Consider the following 23,986-nt stretch of genomic DNA (forward strand, 5'->3'; position numbering starts at 1 on the left):
TGGCTGGTACTATTTTATGCCCCAAACGACTTCCCTTTTTTACTAAGCGCTGTACCATTTTTTATTCAAAAAACCATTTTAACAAACCCTCTATGATGATCCATTACAAAAACCGGTTGTACGGGCTAATCCGCCGCGTACAGCAATCCTTTCTCATTATCGGCTGTCTGTTAGCATGTCTGAAGCTGACACCCGCCAACGCCCAACTTTCACGTCTCCACGCCGATGGTAAACGTATCGTCAATGCTTCCGGACAGGAAGTCATCCTGAAAGGAGTAGGCCTTGGTGCCTGGCTAATCCAGGAAGGATATATGATGAAAGAAGGCGGCGATGGCCCCCAGTGGTCCGTCAAGAAATACCTTTACGACCAGGGGCAGTCTGATGCCCAGGTAGAGGCCTTCTACCAAAGCTGGCGTAACAATTTTATCACCAAAGCCGACATTGACTACATTGCCTCTCTCGGTTTCAACTGTGTGCGCCTGCCCATGCACTATGAGCTCTTTCTCACCACTGCCCAGCGGGCGGAAAGGCTGAAAGTGATTCATGCCAATGCCAGCGCAAGTGCAGTCTCCACCTACATCAGTGCCCTCACAACATGGTATAACAATAATACCCTGTTCACTGATACCAACACCGAGGGTTTCCGCCTGGCCGATAGTCTGCTGAAATGGACGGCGGCGAACAACATGTACGTGATTTTAGACCTCCACGCCGCACCCGGTTCCCAGGGTATGGACCACAACATCAACGATGGTTTTGTGGGCAATGACCTGTACAACCAGGCCATTTACGGTAATATGACCGTTCGTTTATGGCAGGCGCTTTCCCGTCATTATATCAACAATGACGGAGTAGCTTTTTATGACCTGATCAATGAACCACACAAGGTGCCCAGTAATACCACTGTGCATGACATCTTTGAAAGACTGATCAATGCCGTCCGTGCAGAAGGTGATACCCACCTGCTGATGGTAGAAGGAAACGGCTATGGTAACAATTACGGAAGTATGCAGCCGTATACCTTTACCAATCCTACTAACCTGGTATACAATTCCCACCGCTACTGGAATTCTACAGATGTAACGGTAGGTAACAGCGATCCTAACCAGATCTCTGACCTGGCCAATATTGTTGCCTGGAGAAATACCTACAATGTACCGGTATGGGTAGGGGAAACAGGTGAAAACAGCAATGACTGGCTCTCTGCCAATATCGCCGCCATGAATAGTATTGGTGTCGGCTGGTGTCACTGGACTTACAAGCGACTCACAGCCGGAGAAAACGCTGCACTGCTGCGGCTCACAGGCCCTTCCGTATTGGATGGTGCCGGCAATATGAGTGCTGTACTGAACAACATCAAGTTCGCTAATAATATCAAAAACACAAACACGATTGCCGCCGTAGCACCCGGACAAGCCGCCAACGGGCCTGTAGGCAAAACGATCTGGCTGAAAGGCTTTAATGGCAAATATGTGAGTTCCAGGGGAGGCAGCGGGGCAATGTGGTGTGATAGTAACTCGGTAGGAACCTACAATAAATTCTACGTAGTAGATGCCGGGAATGGCAAAATAGCATTAAGGAACAGCGCGCTGTTTGTCTCCTCCGAAAACGGTACTCAGGCTATTACGTGTAACCGCAATGTATACCAGGGATGGGAGAAGTTTGACTGGATCGTGAATCCAGATGGAACCATCTTTCTAAAAAGTAGCAATGGCTTATACGTTTCCTCTGAGAATGGTACACAGGCCATGACCTGCAACAGAACCAGCGCCAGTGGCTGGGAAGCCTTCACCTGGGGAGAAGTGACCAATACAGCGCCCATAGGTCAGACCATCTGGTTGCAGGGAAATAACGGTCAGTATGTGAGCTCAAAAGGCAATGTAAATCCGATGTATTGTAATGCGACAGCGGTACAAAGCTGGAATCAGTTTCTGGTCGGCGATGGTGGAAATGGCAAAATCACCTTGAGTAATGGTGGCTTCTTTGTCTCCTCTGAAAATGGTACGCAGTCTATGACTTGCAACCGGACCACCGCGCAGGACTGGGAGAAATTTGACTGGATTGTAAATGACAATGGTACTGTATCGTTGAGGAGTAGCAATGCACTGTATGTGTCTTCAGAGAATGGTGCGGCAGAGATGACCTGTAGCAGGACCTATCCGCAGGGATGGGAGCAGTTTAAGTTTGGAATTGTACCGGCTACGGCGGCACGTAAGGCGGCTGTAACGGATGATGTGACGGTGCATTCGGAAAGTGGTGTGCTGGTATATCCCAATCCCGTAGCCAAAGGAGGCACCCTGGCTATTCATTTAAAAAATTATGATGCTAAGTTTCCATTACAGGTAGCACTGGTCGATGTCAACCAAAAGGTTATTGTTTACCGGAAAGAAAATGCCGGTAAAGTGAGCATCGCTACGGGCAATGTAGCAGCTGGTTTTTATGTGTTGAAGATTACCCACGGTAACAAAACCTATACGCAAAAAGTATTAATCCAATAATCCTATGCAATCATTATACCGCAGGAGTCTTTGTCTCATGGCAATCCTCCTCACCCTTACCTTACACGCCATTTCACAATTCAAAGTGATTGGCTATTTCCCTAACTGGGAAGGTTCAGTCAGCGCTATTCAATACAGCAAACTGACACATATCAATTACGCTTTCCTGATCCCTAATTCAGATGGTAGCCTGCAGGCACCTGACGATCCTGCCAGGCTCAGAAGCCTGGTCACAGCTGCTCATGCCGCAGGGGTAAAAGTCATCATCTCCGTAGGTGGTGGCGGCGGAGATGTGGGTTTCCGTACTTTCTCACTTACCGCCAGTGGCAGAACCACCTTTGTAAACAATATGGTGAACTTCTGTAACACCTATAACCTGGATGGGGTAGACCTGGACTGGGAATACCCTAATGCAGGCACGCAGGCCAGCGCATTTGTGACTTTAATGTCTCAGCTGGCCACTGCTATGCATGCCAATGGCCGTGTGGCTACAGCGGCTGTAATAGGTGATTATGGTGATGATAGTTTTCTAAGTACCTTATTCCCTGTTGCAGACTGGCTCAACATCATGGCGTATGATGATAACCCTCCGGATCACTCCACCTACAACCTGGCCGTTCAGTGCCTGAATTACTGGTTAGGTCGTGGATTACCAAAAGAAAAAGCAGTACTGGGTGTACCCTTCTATGGCCGCCGCGACTGGAGTGGCGATTACGGCTTTGCCACGCTCCTGGGCATGGGAGCCGATCCTTATGCTGACCGCTATGGAGATATTGGCTATAATGGCATTACAACCATCAAAAACAAGACTTCCTTAGCCCTCAGCCAGGCAGCCGGTATCATGATCTGGGAGATTGCCCAGGATGCCACTGGCACCTACTCTTTATTGTCCGCTATCAAAGATGTAGTCAATAATGGCAATACGACCACTGCCCCTATTGGCAAAACCATCTGGCTCAAAGGAAATAATAGTCAGTATGTGAGCTCAAAAGGTAATGTGAACCCGATGTATTGCAACGCTACTGCAGTAGCCGGCTGGAACCAGTTCCTGGTAGGCGATGGCGGTAATGGAAAAATTACATTAAGCAATGGTGGCTATTTTGTATCTTCTGAAAACGGGGAGCAGGCCATGAACTGTAACCGAACCGTGGCGGACGACTGGGAGAAATTTGACTGGATTCAAAATGCGGATGGTACGGTTTCTTTACGTGGAAATAACGGTTTGTATGTCTCCTCAGAAGATGGAGCTGCTGCTATGACCTGCAACCGCACTACGGCCCAGGGCTGGGAAACGTTCTCCTGGGCAGAGATATCTGCTGCGAGAATTGCTGCAAGTCAGGATAGTGTGGTAAGTTTGAAAACTGAAACCGGCCTGGTAGTATATCCTAACCCGGTCAGCAAGGGAAGCGAACTGACGATAAATGTTGCCGGCTATGACGGAAAAAGCCCCTTGCAGGTAACAGTTAAAGATCTCTATCAACGAACTTTACTCTATAAGAAAGCGGGAACTGCCCGCGTTAGTATTTCCACTGGTAACCTGGTCCCCGGGATGTATGTAGTCGTGATCACCTATGGCAATCAGATTTTTACTAAACAGGTCCTGATACTGTAAAACGTATCCTTACAGGACCGGTCATTGCGCATATGACCGGTCCTGTGTTTCCACGATTTTTTATCACCCCCTTATAAACAATAACCATGAAAAGAAAAGTACTGTATGCGCTTTTATTGATGGGCTGCTCAGCCTTCAACCGGGTAGATGCACAGACGCCACCTGCTACCTGGCAGGAACACTGGTTTGAGCACAATCAATTGTTGACTAGGAAATTCTATGACAACGACGTGGCTGTCTACTACGACAATGACGTAAGTACTTCCGTTACCTGGCCCTATCAGTACATGGGCGATGTATGGCGGTACACCAAAAAAACCTATGGCTGGTTTGGCGCTGATCCGCACTTGTTTGTTGTAATGCATACCAACAAGTACAGTGGGGGGCACCCTTCCGGCTATTTCGATGCCAGCCATGACAACCGCGATGTGGCGGATGTAGGTCCTGGTCCATGGACAAGCGCCAGCGGTGGCGATCATGACCTGCTTACCCACGAAGTAGGTCACATTGTAGAAGGCGATTCCAAGAATGCACACAACTCACCTGCCTTCGGGATCTGGGGAGACAGCAAGTGGGCGGAAATCTACATCTACGACGTTTACCAGGGACTTGGTATGACCAGCGATGCCGCCCGGGTGTATACCACTTTTACCAATACTACGGACAATTTCCCGGTTACTGGTACACATTGGTTCCGCGACTGGTTCTATCCTATTTACAGCCAGTATGGCGGTAGCAAAGTACTGAACAGGTATTTTGTATTATTATCTTCTTATTTTCCCAGGAGTGGCAGCGACTACGCCCGTTCCCTGAACATGGGTGAGTTCATTCACTTCTGGAGCGCAGCAGCAGGGGTAAGTCTGAAATCACAGGCTACCACCGCATTTGGCTGGAATTCCACGTACGAAAGTCAATTCAACCAGGCACAGCTTGATTTCCCGATCACTTATGCACCAGTCACTATCGCTGCATATATGTACCAGGATATCAACTATGGTGGTTATGGTATCTCATTGCCTGTTGGTAGCTACAACCTGACTGCGCTGAAAGCATATGGTGCTATCAATGACGACATTACTTCTGTAAAAGTCACTCCTGGTTACAAGGTGACTTTATATGCAAATGACAATTTCTCCGGTGCCTCCCTGGTACTCACTTCCGATGTATCCTTGCTGGATGTAAGCACCTGGAATGACAAGGTAAGCTCCGCAAAGGTAGAAGCGGTAACTGCCGCAGCTGCTGAAAAAGAGAGTGCAGATCTGACTGTGTATCCTAACCCTGTATTGAAAGGCGGTACTCTGACCGTCAATGTGGGTAAATACGATGGTAAGGAACCAGTATATGTATCTGTGATAGATGTGAACAAGAAGGTAGTGGCAGAAAGGAAAGACAATGCCGCACGCATTGCCCTGGAGGTAAGAGATTTACCTGCCGGCGTGTATGTGGTAGTGGTGACGAATGGCAGAAAGAGCTACACGAAGAAGATTGTAATTCAGTAGAAAACAAAAAAGAAAGCATCTCAATGGAGATGCTTTCTTTTTTTGACGCTTTGTCCAGTCTGTTGTTTCTTAAATCCTTACCAGTGGTTCCCGATGGTTTCCGTTTATTGGTTTTTTGCCTGTTGAGTAGTACTTCCTTTGTAATTATCTTAACCTATCGGATCCTTTCTAATTATTTACTATCCTTCTGTAATGTAGTTTTCTTTATATCCTGACCATCCCTGTTTTCTTCAGTCGCAGTCGCTACAATCAGGTCGCCCGTTTTCAGATCTCCGAATACTTCAGTCCTGCCATCCACTTCTCTACCTGTAGATACAGGTACATGCACTGCCTTGTTATTTTCTACTTTCACTACGAATACCCCTGTTGTAGAATTCACTACTGCTGTCTTAGGCAGAATGAAAGCACTATCCGCAGTATTCATCGGAATGTTTACTTCAGCAATCATACCTGGCAGCAGTTTCTTATCATTATTAGTCACATCCATTTCTATACGCTGAGAACGCAGCCGTGCATCCAGTGCACCTGCCAGGCGGTTAACCTTAGCAGTGAACTGTTTGCCCTGGTATGCTTTTACCGTGAAGTTTACTTCACTATTGTTAGCCAGGTAGCTGGTGTAGGATTCAGGTACAGAGATCACCAGACGCAGTTTGTGTTGTTCCTGCAGGGTAACGATAGGCAGTTCAGAACCTTTACCGGTCGGGCCTACATACGCACCTGCACTCACATTACGTGCAGTGATAATACCACTGAATGGAGCGCGGATCTCCAGGTAGTTCCTGGTATCACTTACTTCCCTGTAAGAAGATTTCGCTGCTTCCAGGTTGGCCAAATCAGAATTCATCTTAGCCTTTGCCTGGTCCAGGTCGTTTTTAGAAACGGTACCGGGCGTAAGACTGGTGGTGTATAAACGATCGTAGTTTGCCTTGCTGGCTACATAGATCGCTTCCTGTGATTTGAGCCTGGATTCAGCCGCATTCAGCTGAGCGGTCAGCTCCGGTGCTTCCATGGTCACCAGCAGATCGCCGGTGTTTACTTCAGATCCTACGTCCACGTTCAGCTTCTTTACAAAGCTGCTTACCTTGGCGTAGATGTCCACCTGCTGGAAGGCGATCAGTTCACCAGGCAGTTTCAGGGAAGAGGATAACTTCCCTTTCTGTGCAGCAACAACCGGTGTAGCCGGCACTTCAGTCGCAGCGCTTTCTTTTTCTGATTCACCTTTTGTGTGTCCGCAGCTGTTCAGGAGCAGCATGGCGGGTACGCTGCACAGTAATATTGTATTGGATATTAATCTATTCTTTTTCATATGACTATTCATACAAGGATGGTACATAGTTTTTACTTTCTTTATCTTCCGGATCCAGGGATACGGACTTGGTGCTGGCTTTACCCTGTGCCCATGAGAATACCAGTGGCAGTAAGAAGAGGGTACTAAAGGTGGAGGCAATCAGACCACCGATTACCGCACGACCCAACGGAGATGTCTGGTCACCGGTTTCACCCAGGCCACTTGCCATTGGGATCATACCAGCTACCATCGCAAGACTCGTCATCAGGATCGGACGGAGACGCAATGCGACAGCTTCTTTTGCAGAGACGATCGCATCACCGTTATGACGGCGTAACTGCTCTGCATTCGTCACCATCAGCACCGCATTGGAGATCGATACGCCCACGGACATGATGATACCCATATAAGACTGGAGGTTCAGGGTAGAACCCGTCAATATAAGGAGGGTGAGTGAACCTAACAATACCGCAGGTACGGAAGCAAGTACTACCGCCGATACCTTGAAGGACTGGAAGTTGGCCGCCAGCATCAGGAAGATCACGATGATCGCTACTACCAGACCACTCTGTAAGCTATCCAGTGTATCTGTCAGTGTAGAAGTCAGACCTACCAGGTCCACAGTCAGACCACGCGGCATTTCACCAAGCGATTTGATAGCTTTGTTTACTGCTGTCGTAGCTGTACCAAGGTCAATGTTATTGAGGTTGGCAGTGACTGACAGGGTTGGCATTGCACCAAGGTTATCTGCTTCACCCAGCGTGGTGTCAGGTGTGATGGTCGCTACATCACCCAGTACCGGCCGCGCACTGTTTGGCAGTAAAGGTAATTCCTCGATTGAATGAATGTCTGTCATTTTATTTTCCGGGATCTCCACCTGTACGTTGTAGCTCAGGTTCTGCTTTTCATCCACCCATACATTTTTCTCAGTATAGCGGGACGATGAAGTGGAAGCGGTGATCGTACGGGAGATGGTCGCCAGGTCAATACCCAGCTGGGCAGCCCTTAAACGGTCGATCTCGATTTTCAGCGAAGGATACTTGGTAGATTGTCCCAGCTGTACGTCGCGGAGGAAAGGAATCTCTTTCAGTTTCGCGATCATTTTATTAGCATATTGCTCCGCCTGTTTCCTGTTTCTGCCGGAGAACCTTACCTCGATTGGCGTAGGTGAACCCTGGCTCAGGATTTTTTCAGTCAGTTCAATTGGCTCAAAGGATGGCCTCACATCGGGTTCCACTTCTTTCAGTTTTGCCCTGATCTTATCTTTCAGCTCGTCAATGTTTGTTTTATATTCTTCTTTCAGGGCTACCTGAATAACTGCTTCCTGCGGACCTGCCATCCAGAGATAGATAGGGGCCGTAGAGAACAGACCCGGGTGCTGACCGATATAAGCAGAAGTGATAGATACATTTTCCGGTCCAACCAGATCCCTGATCGTATTAATTGCTTTCAGTGTTTTTGCTTCCGTTACTTCGGCACGGGTACCATCCGGTGCACGCAGGCGAAGCTGGAACTGACCACCGTTGCTATGTGGCAATACGTCACGGCCAATGTGGTTCAGAAGCAAAACTACCAGCCCCATACCACCAATAATATAAATGGTTACGATGAGCTTACGTGCCGGCATGATACGCTCTATGAAGCGCATAAAGCGGTTACGGAACTTATCGAATTTAGTCAGTGGCGCATCATGGCCGCCGTGTGGATGTTCAACGAGCATTTTCTTTTCATCCCAGGTATCTTCTTCCAGCCCATCAGGTTTGTAATCCTGTGGAGTGCCATGCCCATGTTCTTTCATGAGCCAGTTAGCCATTACAGGTACAAAGGTCTGCGCCAGGAAGTAAGAGATGATCATTGCAAAACCAATCGCGAGTGCCAGAGGCAGGAACAATGAACCCGGAATACCACCCATGGTAAATGCTGGTGCAAATACAGCGAGGATACAGAAGAGGATGAGGAGTTTCGGGAAGGCGATTTCCTTACACGCATCCCAGATCGCCAGGCCTTTCGGCTTTCCCATATCCAGGTGCTGGTGAATGTTTTCTATCGTCACCGTACTCTCATCCACCAATATCCCGATGGCCAGTGCAAGGCCACTCAGTGTCATAATGTTGATCGTTTGCCCGGCTAACTTAAGACAGAGCACTGCCGCAATGATAGAAGTCGGGATCGTAAGGATTACAATGAGTGCACCCCGTGGGTCACCCAGGAAGAGTAATACCATCAGACCTGTGAGCACCGCACCAATTGTACCCTCACTGATCAGACTTTTTACAGCGTTGATCACATATACGGACTGGTCAAATTCAAAAGACAGCTTCACATCATCCGGTAACTGTGCCTGGAATCTTGGAATAGCTGCTTTCAGTTTCTGTACCACATCCCAGGTAGAGGCATCACCATTCTTGGCTACAGACAGGTAAATGGAACGACGCCCGTTTACCAGTGCATAACCTGCGGTGATGTCCGCACCATCTTCTACAGTCGCTACGTCGCGAAGGAAGAGGGTTTGCGCACCACCTTTAAAGAGTGGAATATCTTCGAAATCTTTTATAGTATGAATGGTCGTGTTTACCGGTGTGATATAGTTCTTATCGCCGATACGCACGTTACCGGAAGGAGATACCTGGTTGTTGAGACGCAGCGCTTCCACTACCTGGTCAGGAGTCAGGTTGTGAGATCGTAATAATGTAGGATCTACTTTGATCACCACAGTACGGATGTTACCACCGAAAGGAGGGGCTGACAACAGACCAGGGATCTGTGTGAAGGACGAACGCACATAAGTGTTTGCGAGGTCCAGCAGTTCGTTGTTATTACGCTTGTCGCTGCTCAGTACCAGGTTACCAACTGGCAGGGTAGAGGCATCGAAACGCAGGATGAACGGAGGCTGTGATCCTTGCGGGAAGATAGCCTGGGCACGGTTACAAAAGGCGGCGAGTTCCGCCTGTGCCTGTGCCATGTTAGTACCCGGATAGAAGCTCACTTTCAGGAGTGAGAGACCCTGTATATTTTTCGTCTCTATACTTTTGATACCATTTACATAGAGGAGGATATTTACATATTGTTTACCAAAGAAGGCCTCCATCTGGGAAGGGGTGTAGCCACCGAAGGGGTGCGATATATACATTACCGGAAGGTCCAGTTTTGGAAATATATCCACCTTGATGGTCCTGACCGCGCCCACACCGAAAAAGAACAGGGCGGCCACGATCACCAGGATGGTAATGGGTTTGCGTAATGCCGATCTTATCAGGTTCATCTAATTAAAATTCATTAATGAAAAGAGAAAAATTACCACTGGCGGCTGCTTTCAGCAGCAATGCCTGCCATACGTTCGTGTATGCGATGTCACGGTCTGTCTCTGCACGGTTCAGTGTATACAACACCTGCGTTACATCCACGATTGTATTCAACCCGTTTTTGTACAATACAGTGCGCTGGTTATAAGCATCGGATGCTGCTGTCACCTGGATGGGCGCTTCCCTGTAGTTGTCCAGTGCATTCTTCATTCTGGTATCAGACAGTTTTAACTGCGCGGTGAGCTGTTGCTTTACTAGATCGTATTGATCCTGTATACCTGATGCAGTAAATTTCTGCGCTGCTACCTGTTTATTGACCCTGAGTATAGAAGTTAGGTTCCATGTTACACCGATACCCAGCAGATAGTTGCTCCGGCTGGGCTTCACACCATCCCAGTAAGCATGTGTATAATCTGACTGATCTGCGGCGTAGTTAGTACCAAAGCCAGAACCTCTCGTTTGCATCGTACCAAAGAAGGAGAAGGTAGGGTAGTACAGTCTTTGTAAATACTTCGCCTGTTCCTGGTTGACCTTGAGTTGGTTTTCATAGTACTTCAGGGTAGGGTTGTTCACGATGTCAGCAGAATCTGCCACAGCGGTAGGGATCTGCTTAATGAACACGGTATCGAGTACAAATTCCTGTACCGGTACGCCCATCAGTACTGCCAGGTTGTTGGCCTGGGTCTGTTCGTTGTCCTTTGCATTAGTATATGCAATACGTGCATTGGATACTTCCGCATTGGCGAGAGATGAATCTACGCCGGCGATCAGACCATTGTTTACGCGGGTCACTACGACCGCTCGGAAGGTATCAGCCCTGTCAAGGTTGTTCTTCCAGCTGCGTGTGAGGCGCTGAGCAGCGAGAAGGTTGAGGTAAGCCGAAGCTACTCTTACTTCATGCTGAAATTTTTCCTGTGCCAGGTCAGCAGAGTCTCTCTCGACTGTAGCCTGCGCAGTTTTAATTTTTTCCTTAATACGGCCAAAGGAGAAGAAATCCCAGTTAACATTGGCCAGGTATAATCCACCAAAAGCTGAGTTCCAGTTGTTTTGCGCGAGGGTAGGGCCTGATGAGGCTACAGCAAGACCATTCAAACCGTAGGAGGGGCCAAAGATCCCGTTGATGGTTCCATAATCCTGCTGTCCGGCCACGTTCAGGTTAGGCAGGTATTCCCGCTTCACGGACTGCGCTGTTGACTGGGACGCTTTTAAGTAATTGGCTTTGGCCTTGATGGTCCCGTAGTTGGCCAGTGCAGTCTGCACCGCATCTTTGAGTGTCAAAACCTGTGCGTGTGCCAACTTCGCTGGTCCATAGAGGAGCAGGAGAAAGAGACAGACGAGTTTTTTTCTTTGCATGATAATTGAACATTAGACCATGATACCTTAATGCAGCAGCTCGCGGCGTGGTGTGAGCACGTCTTCGTTTACCCCTGACTTTAAAGCACCTATTGATTCATCGAAAATAATTTGAATGGTGTGCCATCCATTGGCATAGTCGTATTGGATGGTGAAGTGGTTGAGATCGCAGATCTGTTTTACGATTGCGAGACCGATACCGATGGAATCACTTCTTTTGTTGCCTTTCTTGAAGCGGCCGAAGAGCTCACTGGTAGGTACTTCAGGAGGGAGACCTGTATTGCTGATCACGAGTTTTTCCCTGGTGAGGTGGACCTCAATGTTTCCATTAGTAGTATTATGACGGATGGCATTGCTCAGCAGGTTACCCAGGAGAATGTCTGCCAGGGCAGGATGCAGCTGTAGTGCGATACCTTTATAAATATTGCGGGACAATGAGATGGACTTCATGTCCAGTAATTCTGAAAAGCTGTTTAAAGTTTCTGTCAGCAGGCCGGAGAATGAAATAGTCCGTTTATCATCATATTCATTATTCTCCAACTTTGCCAGCAGTGTCAGGGAGCTATTAATCCTTGATAATTTCTCGATGGCATTCTGCATATCACTGATGAGTGACATGACAGTGTCTACGTCTTTTCCATGCAGGTATGATTCTGTGAGCAGTTCCAGCTTGCTGCGTAGTATAGCCAGTGGTGTCTGCAATTCATGGGAGGCGTTTTCTGTAAACTCTTTCAGTGCACGATAGTCATCCAGCGCCTTGTCAGTCATGTTATTCAAAAAGCTATTGAGGGCTTTCAGTTCTTTGGCATTGGGTACCGGAAGAGAAAGTCTTTGTTTCTGTTTAAGGTTGAAGCGCTGTATTCTCTTCAGCGTTCTGTTGAATGGTGCCAGGATGATACGGGATACGAACCTTGCAGACAAAGCTGTGAGCAGGAACAGGATGGAGAAGATCCAGATAAAGGAGCTGGCCAGTCCTGTAAGAATTTCGTTTGCCTTCGTAATATAATTATAGGAGCAGATACTGTAGTAAGTGCCATTTATATTATAATAGGAAGTAACCGTGAGGCGACATTCCCTGTGTTTGAGCATCGTGTTGTAGAAGGTATGTTCGTACACTTCATGCTTGTTGACAGGTATTTCATTTTGCTTCAATACTTTTATTTCAGCGGGCCTGCCACGGAGGTAGGTATCCGGACTTACGCCATTGCGCATAGTCTGGGCCATGAGGTCATTGTAGACCTTGAGCCGGCTTATTTCAGCCTCATCGATCTCCGATTTTACCTTATAATAGGCGATACCGATACCGGCCAGCATGGCCGCCAGCGTGATACAGAGATACCATAAAGTAAATTTGTTGACGAGTTTCATGACCAGTTCTTTGCGGGCATTTGTTATGAAGCAGTTGTATTGAACTTATATCCTAATCCATACACCGTGTTGATATAATCACCTCCATTCGCTGCGTGAATCTTCTTACGTAAGTTTTTCACATGCTGATATACAAAATCAAAATTGGAGAGGTTGTCGGTATAATCGCCCCACAAGTGAGCAGCTATCGATTGCCTGGAGAGCACCCTGTTTTTATTCACAACGAAATATAATAACAGGTCGAACTCCTTGGGCGTAACATCGAGCGGGGTATTATTGACCAACGCTTCCAGTGTGTCTGTATTCAGCCGGATCTCATTAAACGAGACAATATTGCTGCCCTGTAGTTTCTTTCTTCTGTATACGGCTCTTAGCCTTGCGTGTAATTCAGGTAGGTGGAACGGCTTTGTCAGGTAGTCGTCGGCACCTCCTTCCAGTCCGGTAATCTTATCATCCAGTGAGTTCTTTGCAGAGATAATGACTACACAGCTTTCAATCTTTTCATGATGTATGAGTTGCAATAAGTCAAGACCATTTCCATCAGGCAAAGTGATATCGAGCAGAATGACATCGTATTGAAATGAGATAAGTTTATCGTGCGCGTCATTTCTGGTATAGCTTACCTCACACAGGTATCCTTCTTTTTCAAGGAAATTGGTAATGCTTGCGGCCAGTTCTATGTTATCTTCAATGAGCAGTACTTTCATACAGCTGCAAAATTTGTTATCAATTTTGAAGCAATCTTGAAGGTTGGTTAATAAGCAAAAAGGACCCAGTTCATAAAACGTGGATCCTTTTTGCCTATACTTTATTAAAAATTGCAATCATAACGCAAAGGTGCTAAGATTTCCGGCGAGTTTTATTGTGCTATTCAAACAAAAAATTGTAAAATTCAAAGAATTTAAAAATAGTTAAGTCACTTTGTTAAAAACCTGTGACAATTGGGCCAGATTTGATGCTTCCTTAAAAAGCGCTTAAAATTTGAGGAGGGTGTAAGTTGTAAAAAATGAATATATAGGTGGTGGAATAAGGGGATGAATGGTAGGGTGTTTCTTGCGGCTTGCGGCAGCAGGGAAAAGGAGTTTTTATCCGGAAAATGCATGCTTCATCTTACATTTTGTAGGATGAAGCATGCATAATATTATAAGGTAGCCATATCAATCACAAAGCGATAACGCACATCTCCTTTCAGCATTCTGTCATACGCATTCTGGATATAAGGCATCTCAATCAGTTCGATGTCTGAAACAATGTTGTGCTCGGCGCAATAGTCCAGCATTTCCTGTGTTTCCTGGATCCCACCGATCATAGAACCCGCAATAGACTTACGCCCTGCAATCATTGCAAATGCATGCACTGATGCCGGGGTTGGAGGTGCACCCACACAAATATGTATACCATTTGTCTTCAGCAGACCAAGGTACATTCCATAATCATGTTCAGCAGAAACAGTGTCGATAATGAAATCGAAACTACCTCTTGCTGCATTCACCTGCTCCTGGTCACTGGTAAGCAGGAAGTGATGAGCACCCAGGCGCTCAGCGTCTGCTTTCTTATTAGGAGAGGTACTCAGCATGGTCACTTCTGCGCCAAATGACACAGCAAATTTTACTGCCATGTGGCCGAGACCGCCCAGACCCAGTACGCCTACTTTATGGCCTTTGCCCACCTTCCAGTGGCGCAGGGGAGACCATGTAGTGATACCTGCACATAATAATGGTGCTACCGCAGGGAGGTGCAGTTTTTCAGATACCAGCAATACGAAGTCTTCACTTACCACGATCTTGTTGGAATAACCGCCAAAAGTCGGCGTTACCTTATCCTGCTCATAGCTGTTGTATGTACCGGAAGAACCATTCAGGCAATATTGTTCCTGGCCCTGGGAGCAGTTTTCACACTCGCGGCAGGAATCCACCAGGCAACCTACACCTACCAGGTCACCGGTTTTGAATTTCTTTACATGTGCGCCTACGGCAGTAACACGGCCTACAATTTCATGACCCGGTACCATTGGGTAAATGGAATTTCCCCACTCGTTCTTGATCTGGTGAAGATCGGAGTGACATACACCACAATATAAAATGTCAAATTGTACATCGTGAGGTCCCGGTTCCCTTCTTTCAAAATTGAAAGGTCCTAGCTGCGCCTGGGCGTCAAACGCAGCATATCCTTTAGCTGGAATCATTTCTTTGAAATTAATAAATGTGAGGAAAATAGTTGTTGCTTCTCTACAAACGCGAAGGTAAGGGGCTCAATTGGGAGTAAAAAGAGGGGGAGGACTATTAAAAAAGATAGCGAAGAGCAGAAAACCAGATCTCTTCCGCCATAAACGGAAGAGATCTGGATCAGAAGGGTTTATTAACGTAATAAGTTAATAGCACCTTTTTTAGTGATGATTGTTTTATCATTTTGAATGACTCTGATTGTATACATGTATACACCAGTAGGTTGCTTCTTACCATTGTAAGTACCATCCCAGCCGCTGCCTAAAGTCGTGGTATGGAATATCAGTTCTCCCCACTGGTTAAAGACCATCATATCCAGCGCCGCAATGGTATTCCCTTCTGCTTTAAAAATATCATTCAGCCCATCGCCGTTTGGTGTAAAGGCATTCGGTACGTAGATCGGATCGGCTTTGAGTTTAACAGTAATACTATTCTTATTATTTTCACAACTCAAAGGGCCCAGTGCTACCACGGTCAGTGTCACGCTGTCGATCATTTGTGCATTTACTGTATGTGTTGTACCTGTCGATCCTGAACTTGGGTCTGTATATACACCACCATTGACTGATACCAGGTAACCAGTTGCATCAGGTACCGGATCCCAGCTAAAGGTAATAGTACTGCCACTGGTATTGTCAGCTTTGATCTTTGGTGCATCTACTTTTTCGAAAGGCGTAACTGTCACCTGCGTCCGCACACTCACACAGGAGCCGTTCACGGCCTCTACAAAGTAGGAGGTAGGTGCTGTGATAGCAGGTGTGGTATAGCTATCACCGGAACCCAGGTTTTCACCCCCTGCGACCATGGGATACCAGTTGTAAGTCAGACTGTCAACAGGATTCGTAATGAGCAGGGTAGCCGTGCTATCCGGACATACTGCAGGGGCGGTAGCCGCAGGAGCATCTGGTTGTGAATTCACGGTGATTTCAACACTATCCTTTATAATACAACCAAAAGCATCTTCGGCAGTCACCGTGTACCGTGTAGAAGCAGGAGGTGTGATGGTCGTGCTGGAATCGGTAATAGCGCCGGGTTCCCAGGTGTATTTTACAATCTGCCCGCCGGTAGGCACAGCATAAATGGTAGTGGATGCTCCAGCACAAATTGCCGCAGGTCTTGCCTTGGCAGCGATCTGAATAGGAGAGATCTGTGAGAGTGTCGTATCAAAATTAGTGATGCAGCCATTGCCATCCATAATGCTTACAGTATATGATCCTGCAGCCAGATCTGTGGCAGTATTGGTGAACTGTACCGGATTGGTATTCCATGCCAGCGTCAGTGGTGCAGTGCCACCACTGACAGCCACCGTAATGCTACCGTTGGCGTAACCACAGGTAGCAGGAACAGTGGTAGCAGTAGCTGTAAGTGGTACAAAAGGTACGGCAGAAATTGCGGCTATTACTGCGCGTGAGTCAGCCCCACCACCAACAATATAATCAAATGTTACAGACGATAATAACTGTGACTGGTTATCACAGGGAACAGGAATATCCACTGCATACATGCGTGGATCATTGCTGGTAAGACCCTCTACCGTATACGGCGGCGCAGTGGTTCTCTTGATACGCCCAATGGCATTGATCATTGGATTGCTACCGCCAAACCAGTCTGCAACCGTAAAGGTACCTGCATTGATGTCCGGTGCATTCACAAAGTGCAGGGTTACATTGAAGGTACTGGATTGCTCTGTAGACCATGCCAGTATACTGATTTTGGAGTAGGCGGCGGGTGTGAGCAATGTGTAGGTACCCGTGGTAGCACTACCTGGAGCAACTGCATTGGCAGAGAGGAAGATTGCATTCAGACTATCATAATTTTTTAGCTGGTAAGTACGCTGCCCGTTTACAATCGTTCCGTTATCCGGCAGACCGGCTGCGAGACTATTGGTAGTCGCAAAGGTCGCTGAATACAAAACCTTTAATTGCAGGTCCAGGCCAACAGTGGTCACTGCCGAAGCATCGGTGCCCGTTTCAGCAAAGGCATCAACAGCATACCCTGTAATAGGTACGGGGGTATACGTCTGCCCATAAGATTTGCATAGGCATATCAGTAAGAGGAGAGAGGCGAAGTAAATTCGTGTCATGGAAATATATTATTATAATTATGGACTAACATCAACGAAGCAGGCTGACCCATCCGGCATAAGTCTTTTCTCCCGGAGCAGGTTTTATGATATAGTAATAGGTGCCGAATGGCAGGAGTTGTCCTTTCCAGGTACCGTCCCATGGGGCGAAGCCAATACCTTTGAATACAACCTGGCCATAGCGGTTGAAGATTTCGGTTGTTGCATTGGGACGGGCTTTGAGCCCGTCTACTTCCCAGCGGTCATTGATGCCGTCGCCATTTGGACTGAAGGCATTGGGTATTTCTAACACGAGATCGGGGATCACTTTGTAGTATGCACGGCTGATGCTGTCAGTACAGCCGATATCATTGGTCACATAGAGGGTTACACGAAAGTCGCCCGTCACTTCATATTTATGCTCAGGTGAGAATGCAGTAGAACTGGTGCCATCCCCAAAGTCCCATTCATAACTTACTCCATTCTGTGAATTGTTGCTAAAGGTGAAGTCCGCATTTTTGAATTCAACTGCAATGTTCTGACCCGGTGCAGAACTGAATAATGCTATAGGCGCGGGCACAATGTTAATAAGCGAAGTTTTGGTAATAGTGCTCACACATTGTCCCTGTGCGGTGGCGGTGAGTGACACAGTGAATACGCCGGTATTATTATAAGTATGTGCAGGGTCTTCCATCACGGAGGTCGCACCATCGCCAAAAGTCCATTGATAGCTGTCAGCAAAGCTGGAAGTATTGTTAAAGGTAACTGGCGCAGGAGCACATCCCTGTGTGATATCAGGTGTAAACCCGGCAAGCGGCATCCTGATCGCATTTACAAAAAGAGAATCTGAGATCGCACTGCAGGCACCATCAGTAACGCCCAGTACCACAGCGCCGGAAGTTCCGTATTGCACCTGGTAAGGTCCAAACCCTGTACCATTGATCACGGTACCACTGCCGAAATCCCACACCGGCACTGCATCGGATGTAGCGGTGCCCGTATAGGTAATGGTTACTGTATCGCCTGCACAAACAGGTGTCTTGCTTACTGCAAGATGTAATTGTGGTGGTGCTGATACGGTAACAGGCGCAGTAGACACAGTCGAGGCACAACCATCATCGGTCACCTGCAATGAAAGATTGAAATTGCCGGCACCCGGGAACTTAATGATATAAGGGCCGGCATCTGCACCACTTTGTACGGCAGCACCATCAAAATTATTCCAGTTATACGTAGCAGCCGCAGAGGCGGTGCCGGTGAAGGTAACAGTATCTGTATTACCCAAACAAACAATACCGGGTGTCACAGTAAATGTGGATGTGGGGGTAGACTTCACAGCTACATTCACCGTATCTTTTATGATACAACCAAAAGCATCTTTGGCCGAGACAATATAAGCAGTCGTATCAGTTGGATGATCCGTTACCGTTTGTCCGGTCAGAGCGCCCGGTGCCCAGGAATAATCAGTCAGTGTACCACTGGTGGGAGCTGCAGAAAGTGAAACGGGATCTCCCGCACACACGGCTGCGGCGCTGGCAGTCGCTGCAATGGTAGCAGAAGAGATTAATGCAACGGTATCATTCACAGTATACACACAACCGTTGGCATCGGTCAATGTGCCTACATATGCACCGGCAGGCACATTGGTAGCCGTAGCGGTGGTTTGTGCAGGGCTTGTATTCCACCTGTAAGTATAAGGGGTAGAACCATTTGCAGCGGTGAGTGTGAGTGTGCCATTGGCGCCACCACAGATAGCATTGGTATGTGCGCTGCTATAAGTAATAGGTGTGTATTGCACACCTGCCAGTGCGAGGATGAGAGCCCTGGATGTACCACCGGTAGCGGCCAACTGTGTAAATGTAACAGATGCCAGCGACTTGCCCAGCACTGCACAGGGAATGTTGAAATCAAAACCATAAAAGCGTGGATTGCTCGTCAATCCATCTACGGTCATGGGGGCATTGGTCCGTGTAATACGGCCATAGCCCTGTACTACAGCGGGTGTTCCATTGAACCAGTCTTTGATAGTAATGGTACCTGCATTGGAAGTAGTACCGTCAGCGAACGTAAGCAGTACGGATACAGTGGCAGTACCTTCTGTAGCGAATGCAAGCAGGCTTAATTTGCTGTAAATGGCTGGTGTGGCTAGTGTCAGTGTTCCTGTTCCAACAGTATTAGGTACAGCATTCGAAGGCACGGCCATATACAAAGCATTGTTTGCATTGAAGGCGGCCATCTGCCAGGTCTTGGTACCACTTACAAAATTGCCAGTAGGTGTAATACCTCCGGATACCCCGTTAGCTGTCGCGAAAGCTGTAGTGTGAATGACATGATTGCTACCATCAATGACTGTAGACGTAGCAGCCAGTGCGCTGTTGCCGGCTTCTGCTACAATGTCTGCGTTAAAACCGGAGACAGTGATGGGCACAAAGGTCTGGGCAAATAGGGGCTGCCAACCTGTTAACACGGTTAACAGTATTAGGGTAAAGAAGTGCTTCATGAATGGTCATTATAGGTTAGCTATAAATGAAAATATGCGACGGTATAGGCCGTAGCAGGAAATAGATATAGTGCGTTTAAATAAATACTGTGGGAGTATTAAAAAGGGTGGGAGTGGATAAATATATTTTTTATTCTAATGATTAACTACGGTTATATCTAGTTGTTTTGTATTGAGGGGAGGGTTGTGTTTTTCCCATATTCTTTTTTGTTCGAATAAGATGGTGGTCTGCCCGGGAGCTTTGGAATGTATCATGAATACGACGTCGAGACTATTGCCTGCTTCCATGCGCATAGTTTCTATCGCATAGTTATAGCGGACCACTTCTACGCAGTCGGGATTAGAGACGGTGAAGAACCATTGAAAGCCGGCTGTGCCCAGGCCGGGAAGTACAACAGGAAGGGAGGTACCGAGGGTAAGTTCTTTTATTTCAGCGTTCATGGGTTATAATTTAGGGAAAAATCGCTTCCGCCAGCAGGCAGAAGCGATTTTATGCAGCGGTATTTTATACATACCATTTATGATACATCTGTGAGTCGGTGCCTTCCACAAAGCAATCCAACCTGCCGGCGGCCCAGGAGGATACGCCCACATCTGAAGAGAGGGTGCCACCCAGGTTTTCATCGCCACTCCAGTTATGACCATCCCACCATTTGTGCATCATGTTGTAGGTTTGACCCGGATAGAATACATCTATGCGGTTTGGACCCCATGATACAGCGGCAGGGCTACCGAACATATTTGACTGCAGGTCTTCCCAGTTGCTCCAGCCTTTGTCAAACCATTTATGCCAGAGGTGGTTGTTCTGACCGCGGGCAAAGCAATCCAGTCTGCCACTCGCCCAGGAAGACACGGCAGGTGCAGAGGTGATTACACCTCCCAGGTCTTCCCATCCATGCCATGCGCCATCCCACCAGAGGTGCCACATAGAGGAGTTCATACCACGTGCAAATACGTCGATGCGGTTAGGTCCCCAGCTTACGCAGGCAGGTTCTGAGGAGAGCATGCCACCCAGGTCTTCCCAGTTGCTCCAGCCTCCCTGGTACCACTTGTGGTACAGGTGATGGTTGAGGCCAACAGCAAAGATATCGAGGCGACCATTGGCCCAGGAGCAGATAGCAGGAGCGCCCTGGATCTGACCACCCAGGTTCTCATAACCATTCCAGGAGGTACCGTTCCACCATTTGTGATATACGGCACTATCCATACCTCTTACTACCACATCGATGCGGTTAGCTGCCCATGACACAGCATTTGGTCTGGAAGAAAGCAGGCCACCCAGGTTTTCATAACCATACCAGCCATGTGCAGGAGCAGGCAGTTTTACGCCGGAGGCTGTCCAGAATGGGAATTCGGTATCGATACCAGCCTCACCATAACCGATCTTGAAGAAACCGCCTTTACCCCAACCGGAGCCCCAGCTGTTTTTGCAGATCCAGCATTTTTCAGTTTCGGAATACCCGATTACTGTTACGCAGTGCAGACCATTGTCAACTCCGCTTACGTGTTTATATACGCCATCAGCATATGCGAAGAAATCATCGTATACGTGCATTACCGCAGAGCAGGGGCCATTGTTGGTCAGATAGTTTTTACGCTCTGTGATGTTCGCGATGGTAGTAGAATTCGTGATTTTTACAGCCCTCGCATCGCGGTTAGGGCCTACTGTACAGTGAGGAGGCTGTTTCCAGATATTATTGTCCGGGAATGCACTTGCATAAGGGAAGCATGCTTCGTCCGGGATACCACGTGTTTTGATCTGATTGAAAGCATCTGTAGGCCACCATCCGCCGCAGTTAGCACCGTGGGAGGAACAGAAGTGAAGGTCTGCCTCAGAGAGATTAAGGAGTTGTCCTTTTTCGATAGAAGCCATGGCTTCGACAACAGAAGTTGTACAGAAAGATACACAGGAACCGCAGCCACCCTGATCTTTTACAGGGGTGATATGGTTACCGTTTCTATTGCGCCAGTCTACCTGTTGTGCGAAATTTGCTACAGGAGCGGAAGCGTCGCGTTTGTTCATAATGGCGGCGAGTTCTGCCTGATTTACAACTACGCCGAGTAGGGCTTTCTGCTGAGGAGTAGGCAGCTGAGATACGGTAGTTTCTCTCGCTTGCCATTGGGTGCTTGATTTTTGTAAATCAGCAACCAGATCGGAAATCTTGATATTAGACATTTCCTGTGGTGTTTTTTGGGAGTGAACGAAATTTTGCGTCTTAATAAACGGGTGAAATGAAATGGGACAGCAAGCTTACGCGGCAGTGATCGGGACCGCTGTCAGAAGACGATAAGATATGGATGTGAATAATGCCTTAGCTAATAGATCTGTGTTTGGGGTAGATTAAAAATAGTGCCATTCACTTGACAATTATGGTATTGCATGCATGCGATTTAAAGGTATAACTATGTTGGAAATCAACAAAATAAATTATGAACGCAATTGATTGCAAGCGGAAAAAAAGGTATTTCTACGTATAATATATTAATTTTGAAGGGGCTGGTAATTGGCCTTCGGCAGTAAGAAAAAAAATCTTTATATTTTTTTCGTCAGGAGATGAAAAAAATAGCAATCATAAAATCTGCTCAGTTTGTCAGGAGAACAATCATTATGGGATGGCATTCGGGAAAGTCATGTAAACAGCCTTGAAGCATTATACCTTCAATATAACGAGGAGCTTTATGGTTATGGCAGGAAATTTACCAGTGATATGCACCTGGTAGAAGACGCTGTGCAGGAGACTTTTATCTCCCTTTGGAAATACAGGCAGTCCTTGCAGGTAAAAAGCGGGTATAGCTTCTACCTGCTCAAGTCTTTCAGGAATCACCTGTTCCGCTTACTCAAATCCAGAGCTAATACGACCTATACGGATGAACAGCCGGAATTTCATTTTGAAATTGGTATGGACACCCGCCTTATCGCCGGTGAGGAACAGACCATCCTGAAAAAGAAAGTACAGGAAGCACTGATTCAGCTTACCAGCAAGCAAAGGGAAATTATCTACCTCCGGTTCTTTGAAGGACTTTCCTTTGAGGAAATCGCGGATCTGATGAATATGCAGGTCAGGGGTACCTACAAGCTCACTGCCCGTGCATTGGCAGCTTTGAAAGAGCTGATGGGTGGGGCCACAGGAACCATCCTGCTGCTCACTTTCCTGAGGGGATAAAAAAAATTTAAAAAAAAGTTAAAGATCGTGGGGCACAATTGCCCCTTTTTTGTCTTTACATATACAAAGGGCCTTAAAAACAGAACGCACGGATGAACCACTCCATACATCATTATAGTAATTATACCAGCCAACAGCTGGCTACATCGCCTTATTTCCTGGAGTGGGTTAAGTTCCCTGACGCAGCAAATACTGCCTTCTGGCAATCCTTTGTGACAGCCTACCCTGACAAGGCTGCTGAGGTGGATGCCGCCCTGACAATCGTTCGTAGCCTGTACGTGGTGCATGAGCGCCCAACGCCACTGCAGCAACGTGAAATGTGGGATGAGATCTATAATAATATAGGTAATAACAAGCTCTATGCGCGCAAAAGCCCACTGGTATATATGGCCCGTGCTGCTGTCGCCGTAGGTGTTATAGCCGCCGCTTCCTGGCTGATTTTCCGCCCGGGAAACAAAGAGGTGAACATAACCTCCAACTTTGGAGAAATTAAAACAGTTTATTTGCCTGATAGCACCGAAGTGACCCTGAACGGGCACTCTGTTATCAGTTACAGGAAAGAATGGGCCAACCGCGAGGTTTGGATTGAAGGTGAAGCTTTTTTCAATGTCAAAAAGAATGTAGACCAGCAGTTTGACGTACACAGCAATGGCGTGGACGTACATGTATTGGGAACTTCTTTCAACATTCGCAACCGCAGAGGCGTTACCGCTGTTGTATTAAATACAGGAAAATTAATGGTAGCTGCTTCTGCTGAGAAAAAACTGATCCTGTCCCAACCGGGTGACATGGCCCGCTATGACCGTGAACACAATAATTTGGTGCAAAAGAAAGTACCTGTGTCTAAAGTAACGGGCTGGCAGCAGCATAAGCTGCAACTGGACCAGACCCCTGTAGCCGACTTTTTTGGTGTACTGGAAGACGACTGGGGGTACCAGATTCAGGCAACTGATTCTTCGCTCTTAAACAAGACTATCAGCGGAGAAATAGAGATGACCGACAAAGAAGTTCTCATGAACGCACTTGCTGTAATATTGGATGCAAAAGTGACACAGCAGGGATCAACCATCATTGTAACACCCAACTGATTTTAACAAGGGGACAGCTGAACTGAA

General features: G+C 47.3%; 15 protein-coding genes. 5 read left to right on the forward strand and 10 right to left on the reverse strand.

Features of this window, described 5'->3' with window-relative positions:
* The first annotated feature begins 92 nt into the window (after window positions 1-92).
* The 3 genes from DXN04_RS34720 to DXN04_RS05145 all read left to right on the forward strand — a co-directional run bounded on the left by DXN04_RS34720 (window position 93) and on the right by DXN04_RS05145 (window position 5,609).
* Window positions 93-2,498 carry a cellulase family glycosylhydrolase gene (locus DXN04_RS34720; RefSeq protein WP_158568848.1) on the forward strand — a complete coding sequence of 802 codons (2,406 nt, stop codon included), beginning with the start codon at window positions 93-95 and terminating at the stop codon, window positions 2,496-2,498.
* 4 nt (window positions 2,499-2,502) lie between these two features.
* A complete protein-coding gene (locus DXN04_RS05140; protein ID WP_116852204.1) occupies window positions 2,503-4,110 on the forward strand; it encodes a glycosyl hydrolase family 18 protein in 1,608 nt (535 codons plus the stop codon).
* 86 nt (window positions 4,111-4,196) lie between these two features.
* Window positions 4,197-5,609, forward strand: a complete 1,413-nt coding sequence (locus DXN04_RS05145; RefSeq protein ID WP_116852205.1) for a T9SS type A sorting domain-containing protein — start codon at window positions 4,197-4,199, stop codon at window positions 5,607-5,609.
* Between the two features lie 172 nt (window positions 5,610-5,781).
* Here DXN04_RS05145 and DXN04_RS05150 read toward each other — a convergent pair whose 3' ends face one another.
* The 10 genes from DXN04_RS05150 to DXN04_RS05195 form a co-directional block, all read right to left on the reverse strand.
* Window positions 5,782-6,915: an efflux RND transporter periplasmic adaptor subunit gene (locus tag DXN04_RS05150; RefSeq protein ID WP_233525518.1), complete on the reverse strand. Its 1,134-nt coding sequence runs from the start codon at window positions 6,913-6,915 to the stop codon at window positions 5,782-5,784.
* A 4-nt stretch (window positions 6,916-6,919) separates the two neighbouring features.
* Window positions 6,920-10,159: an efflux RND transporter permease subunit gene (locus DXN04_RS05155; protein ID WP_116852207.1), complete on the reverse strand. Its 3,240-nt coding sequence runs from the start codon at window positions 10,157-10,159 to the stop codon at window positions 6,920-6,922.
* 4 nt (window positions 10,160-10,163) lie between these two features.
* A complete protein-coding gene (locus DXN04_RS05160; RefSeq protein ID WP_116852208.1) occupies window positions 10,164-11,552 on the reverse strand; it encodes a TolC family protein in 1,389 nt (462 codons plus the stop codon).
* 27 nt (window positions 11,553-11,579) lie between these two features.
* Entirely contained in the window at window positions 11,580-12,920 is a 1,341-nt protein-coding gene (locus DXN04_RS05165; protein ID WP_116852209.1) for a sensor histidine kinase, read from the reverse strand.
* A 23-nt stretch (window positions 12,921-12,943) separates the two neighbouring features.
* A complete protein-coding gene (locus DXN04_RS05170; protein ID WP_116852210.1) occupies window positions 12,944-13,627 on the reverse strand; it encodes a response regulator transcription factor in 684 nt (227 codons plus the stop codon).
* Between the two features lie 434 nt (window positions 13,628-14,061).
* On the reverse strand, window positions 14,062-15,105 hold the full coding sequence (locus DXN04_RS05175; RefSeq protein ID WP_116852211.1) for an NAD(P)-dependent alcohol dehydrogenase: 1,044 nt from the start codon (window positions 15,103-15,105) through the stop codon (window positions 14,062-14,064).
* 173 nt (window positions 15,106-15,278) lie between these two features.
* A complete protein-coding gene (locus DXN04_RS05180) occupies window positions 15,279-17,228 on the reverse strand; it encodes a gliding motility-associated C-terminal domain-containing protein (protein ID WP_116852212.1) in 1,950 nt (649 codons plus the stop codon).
* A 31-nt stretch (window positions 17,229-17,259) separates the two neighbouring features.
* A complete protein-coding gene (locus DXN04_RS05185) occupies window positions 17,260-19,707 on the reverse strand; it encodes a PKD domain-containing protein (protein WP_116852213.1) in 2,448 nt (815 codons plus the stop codon).
* 135 nt (window positions 19,708-19,842) lie between these two features.
* Window positions 19,843-20,148 (reverse strand): protease inhibitor I42 family protein, encoded by a 306-nt coding sequence (locus DXN04_RS05190; protein WP_116852214.1) that lies wholly within the window; start codon window positions 20,146-20,148, stop codon window positions 19,843-19,845.
* Between the two features lie 64 nt (window positions 20,149-20,212).
* Window positions 20,213-21,883: a C1 family peptidase gene (locus DXN04_RS05195; RefSeq protein WP_116852215.1), complete on the reverse strand. Its 1,671-nt coding sequence runs from the start codon at window positions 21,881-21,883 to the stop codon at window positions 20,213-20,215.
* A 412-nt stretch (window positions 21,884-22,295) separates the two neighbouring features.
* On the opposite strand from DXN04_RS05195, the gene DXN04_RS05200 reads away from it, so the two are divergent.
* Both DXN04_RS05200 and DXN04_RS05205 read left to right on the forward strand, forming a co-directional pair.
* On the forward strand, window positions 22,296-22,871 hold the full coding sequence (locus DXN04_RS05200) for an RNA polymerase sigma factor (protein ID WP_158568850.1): 576 nt from the start codon (window positions 22,296-22,298) through the stop codon (window positions 22,869-22,871).
* Between the two features lie 92 nt (window positions 22,872-22,963).
* Window positions 22,964-23,959: a FecR family protein gene (locus tag DXN04_RS05205; RefSeq protein WP_116852217.1), complete on the forward strand. Its 996-nt coding sequence runs from the start codon at window positions 22,964-22,966 to the stop codon at window positions 23,957-23,959.
* Window positions 23,960-23,986 lie beyond the last annotated feature (27 nt).

The organism is Chitinophaga silvisoli, assembly GCF_003412465.1.
Classification (GTDB): Bacteria; Bacteroidota; Bacteroidia; order Chitinophagales; family Chitinophagaceae; genus Chitinophaga; species Chitinophaga silvisoli.

Excerpts from the sequence above, each read along its gene's own strand:
- DXN04_RS05160 (WP_116852208.1), bottom strand. The coding sequence starts at position 11,552 with ATGCAAAGAAAAAAACTCGTCTGTCTCTTTCTCCTGCTCCTCTATGGA.
- DXN04_RS05165 (WP_116852209.1), bottom strand. The coding sequence starts at position 12,920 with ATGAAACTCGTCAACAAATTTACTTTATGGTATCTCTGTATCACGCTG.
- DXN04_RS05140 (WP_116852204.1), top strand. The coding sequence starts at position 2,503 with ATGCAATCATTATACCGCAGGAGTCTTTGTCTCATGGCAATCCTCCTC.
- DXN04_RS05180 (WP_116852212.1), bottom strand. The coding sequence starts at position 17,228 with ATGACACGAATTTACTTCGCCTCTCTCCTCTTACTGATATGCCTATGC.
- DXN04_RS05195 (WP_116852215.1), bottom strand. The coding sequence starts at position 21,883 with ATGTCTAATATCAAGATTTCCGATCTGGTTGCTGATTTACAAAAATCA.
- DXN04_RS05205 (WP_116852217.1), top strand. The coding sequence starts at position 22,964 with ATGAACCACTCCATACATCATTATAGTAATTATACCAGCCAACAGCTG.
- DXN04_RS34720 (WP_158568848.1), top strand. The coding sequence starts at position 93 with ATGATGATCCATTACAAAAACCGGTTGTACGGGCTAATCCGCCGCGTA.
- DXN04_RS05155 (WP_116852207.1), bottom strand. The coding sequence starts at position 10,159 with ATGAACCTGATAAGATCGGCATTACGCAAACCCATTACCATCCTGGTG.
- DXN04_RS05170 (WP_116852210.1), bottom strand. The coding sequence starts at position 13,627 with ATGAAAGTACTGCTCATTGAAGATAACATAGAACTGGCCGCAAGCATT.
- DXN04_RS05145 (WP_116852205.1), top strand. The coding sequence starts at position 4,197 with ATGAAAAGAAAAGTACTGTATGCGCTTTTATTGATGGGCTGCTCAGCC.
- DXN04_RS05190 (WP_116852214.1), bottom strand. The coding sequence starts at position 20,148 with ATGAACGCTGAAATAAAAGAACTTACCCTCGGTACCTCCCTTCCTGTT.
- DXN04_RS05175 (WP_116852211.1), bottom strand. The coding sequence starts at position 15,105 with ATGATTCCAGCTAAAGGATATGCTGCGTTTGACGCCCAGGCGCAGCTA.
- DXN04_RS05185 (WP_116852213.1), bottom strand. The coding sequence starts at position 19,707 with ATGAAGCACTTCTTTACCCTAATACTGTTAACCGTGTTAACAGGTTGG.
- DXN04_RS05150 (WP_233525518.1), bottom strand. The coding sequence starts at position 6,915 with ATGAAAAAGAATAGATTAATATCCAATACAATATTACTGTGCAGCGTA.